At 71.6% G+C, this 3,167-nt stretch carries 2 protein-coding genes and 1 pseudogene; all 3 read left to right on the top strand.

Annotated features, from left to right (window positions below; genetic code table 11):
- A pseudogene (locus I59_RS15025) lies at positions 1–699 on the top strand (glutamate ligase domain-containing protein); the annotation flags it as partial.
- On the top strand, positions 696–2,246 hold the full coding sequence (murF, locus tag I59_RS15020; protein WP_022904572.1) for a UDP-N-acetylmuramoyl-tripeptide--D-alanyl-D-alanine ligase: 1,551 nt from the start codon (positions 696–698) through the stop codon (positions 2,244–2,246). The pseudogene I59_RS15025 and the gene murF, both read left to right, overlap by 4 nt.
- On the top strand, positions 2,243–3,167 hold a 925-nt coding region (mraY, locus tag I59_RS15015; protein ID WP_022904571.1), incomplete at its 3' end, for a phospho-N-acetylmuramoyl-pentapeptide-transferase. The genes murF and mraY, both read left to right, overlap by 4 nt.

Genomic DNA, 3,167 nt, shown 5'->3' with positions numbered 1-3,167 from the left:
CCGTGGGCGGCTCATCGGTTGGCACATGGCCGCGAACCCCGCGCTCGCGATCGTCATGCTCGTCGAGGGTGGTTCGAGCTCGGTGCCATCGCGCACGCGCTCGAGTCGAACCACCGCCGCTACCCGGACGAGGACGAGCGCGAGCAGCGCGACGAGCCGACGAGCGCGATCGAGTGCTACCTCCCCGGTCGCACCGAGCGGGTCTCCGGCGAGCACGGCCCGAGCGTGTACGTCGACTTCGGCCACAGCCCCGACGCGTTCGAGAACACCCTCGCGGCGGTCCGCCAGTTCACCCCCGGCAAGGTCCTCATGCTGTTCGGCGCCGACGGCGACCGCGACACGACCAAGCGCCCGGACATGGCCCGCGTCGCCGCCGCCGGCAGCGACATCCTGATCGTCACCGACCACCACCCGCGCTTCGAGGACGCCGCGTCGATCCGGAAGACCCTGGTCGACGCCGCGCGCGAGGCGTACCCGGACCACGAGCTCTACGAGGTGAGCCCGCCCGAGGCCGCCATCCGGAAGGCCGTGAGCCTGCTCGGCGAGGGGGACTCGATCCTCTGGGCCGGCCCGGGACACCAGGACTACCGCGACATCCAGGGGGTGCGCACGCCCTACTCGGCCCGCGACGAGGCGCGACAGGCCCTCCGCGAAGCCGGTTGGGAACCGAACAGCGGCCCGCAGGAGGAGACGCGATGATCGCCATGACCCTCGCCGAGATCGCCGCCGCGGTCGGCGGCGAGCTCATCAGTGGTGCCCAGGAGACGGACGTCGCCGACCAGGCGGACCTCGTCGTCGACGGGTCCGTCGAGACCGACTCGCGACTCGTCGGTCCGGGGAGCGTCTTCTTCGCCCTCCCCGGCGAGGTCACCGACGGACGCCGCTTCGTCCCCGCCGCGACCGAGGCCGGCGCAGCGCTGATCGTCACGCCGGAGCGCGTGGACACCACCGCGCCGCAGATCGTCGTCACCGACGGGTACGCCGCCCTCGCCGCGCTCGCGCACGACGTCGTCGCCCGGGTCCGCGCATCGAGCGCGGACCGTGTCGACGCCGAGGGCCGCCCGGCCCCACTCCGGGTCGTCGGCATCACGGGCTCGAACGGCAAGACGAGCACGAAGAACATGCTCGCGACGATCCTGTCCACGCAGGGCGAGACGATCGCGCCGAAGGGCTCGTTCAACAACCACGTCGGCGCACCGATCTCGATGCTGCGGATCACCCACGACACCCGCTTCCTCGTCGTCGAGATGGGCGCGAGCGGCAAGGGCCACATCGCGAAGCTCGTCTCGATCGCCGAGCCCGACGTCGGCGTCGTCCTCAAGGTGGGCCTCGCGCACGCCGGCGAGTTCGGCGGGATCGAGGCCACCCAGAAGGCCAAGTCCGAGATGGTCACCGACCTCCCGGAGACCGCGACCGCCCTCCTCAACGTCGACGACGACCGCGTCGCCGCGATGCGCGGGCTCACCCGTGCCCGCGTCGTCGGCTTCGGCACGTCGGCGGACGCCGACTACCGCATCACCGGCATCGAGACGGACCGCAGCGGCACCCGCTTCACGCTGACCGGGCCCGCCGCCGACCAGCCTGGGCCCACGCCGCCGGTCCCGGATCGACGCGCCAGCGGCGAGCCGGCCGTGCCGGTGGGGAGAGGCGCGGATCACCTCGGCGAGACCGCCGACGTCCGCCTCGCGATCATCGGGGAACACCACGCGATGAACGCCAGCGCGGCGCTGACCGTGGCGAACCTGTGGGGCGTCCCGCTCGCCACCGGCGCCGAGGCGCTCGCGTCGATGACGCGGGCCGAGCGCTGGCGCATGGAGATCCTCCCGGGTGGCCCGGAGGGCGTGACCGTCATCAACGACGCGTACAACGCGTCCCCGGACTCGACCGCAGCGGCGCTGCGAACCCTGGCGCAGATCGTGCGTCCGGGGGAGCGCGCCGTGGCCGTGCTCGGCGAGATGAGCGAGCTCGGCGAGTTCGCGACGGAGGAGCACGACCGGCTCGGCCGGCTCGTGGTCCGGCTCGGCATCGGCCAGCTCGTGGTCGTCGGCCGCGGCGCGATGCCGATCCACCAGGCCGCCACCCTCGAGGGATCGTGGGACGGCGAGTCCGTGTTCACCGAGGACGTCGACGAGGCCGTCCGCACCCTGCAGGCCATGCTCCGCCCCGGCGACGTGGTCCTCGTCAAGTCCTCGAACTCCGCCGGACTGCGCTTCCTCGGAGACCGACTCGGAGGAGTCACCGAATGATCGCGCTCCTGGTCGCCGGCGCCGTGTCGCTGGTGTTCACGCTGCTGCTCACGCCGCTCTTCATCAAGCTGTTCCACCGGCTCGGGTGGGGACAGTTCATCCGCGACGACGGCCCGCAGTCCCACCACACCAAGCGGGGGACCGCGACGATGGGCGGCATCGTCCTCATCATCGGCGCGGTGCTCGGGTACTTCGTCGGGCACCTCGTCGGGCGTGACTCGGTGACGCTGTCCGGCCTGCTCGTGCTCTTCCTGATGGTCGGGCTCGGGTTCGTCGGCTTCGTGGACGACTTCCTCAAGGTGCGCCGGCAGCGGAGCCTGGGGCTCGGCGGGTGGGCCAAGGTCCTCGGTCAGGTGATCGTGGGCGTGATCTTCGCCACCGTCGCCCTCGTGGTGCCCTCCGGCAACGGCAAGCCGCCCGCGTCGACGATGATCTCCGCGATCCGTGACGTCCCGTGGCTCGACTTCATGGCGCTCGGCACGGTCATCGGCACGATCCTGTTCCTCGCCTGGATCGTGCTGCTCACGGTCTCCACGTCGAACGGCGTGAACGTGGCGGACGGCCTCGACGGCCTCGCGACCGGCTCGAGCATCCTCGCGATCGGGTCATACGTGATCATCGGGTTCTGGCAGTCGAACCAGCAGTGCGGCAGCCCGCGGCTCGACGAGAGCTCCGCGCACGCTTGCTACACCGTGTCGAACCCGCTCGACCTCGCGGTCGTCGCCGCAGCCGTCGTCGGTGGCCTGATCGGCTTCCTCTGGTACAACACGTCCCCGGCGCAGATCTTCCTCGGCGACACCGGGTCCCTCGGCCTCGGCGGTGCCCTCGCCGGCCTCGCGGTGCTCAGCCGCACCGAGCTCCTGCTCGTCCTCATCGGTGGCCTGTTCTTCATCGTCACCGGGTCCGTGATCCTGCAGCGGG

It is taken from the genome of Curtobacterium sp. B8 (assembly GCF_000333315.1).
GTDB lineage: Bacteria > Actinomycetota > Actinomycetes > Actinomycetales > Microbacteriaceae > Curtobacterium > Curtobacterium luteum.
Note: the sequence above shows the minus strand (reverse complement) of the source record. Positions and strands in the feature narration are given on the sequence as shown.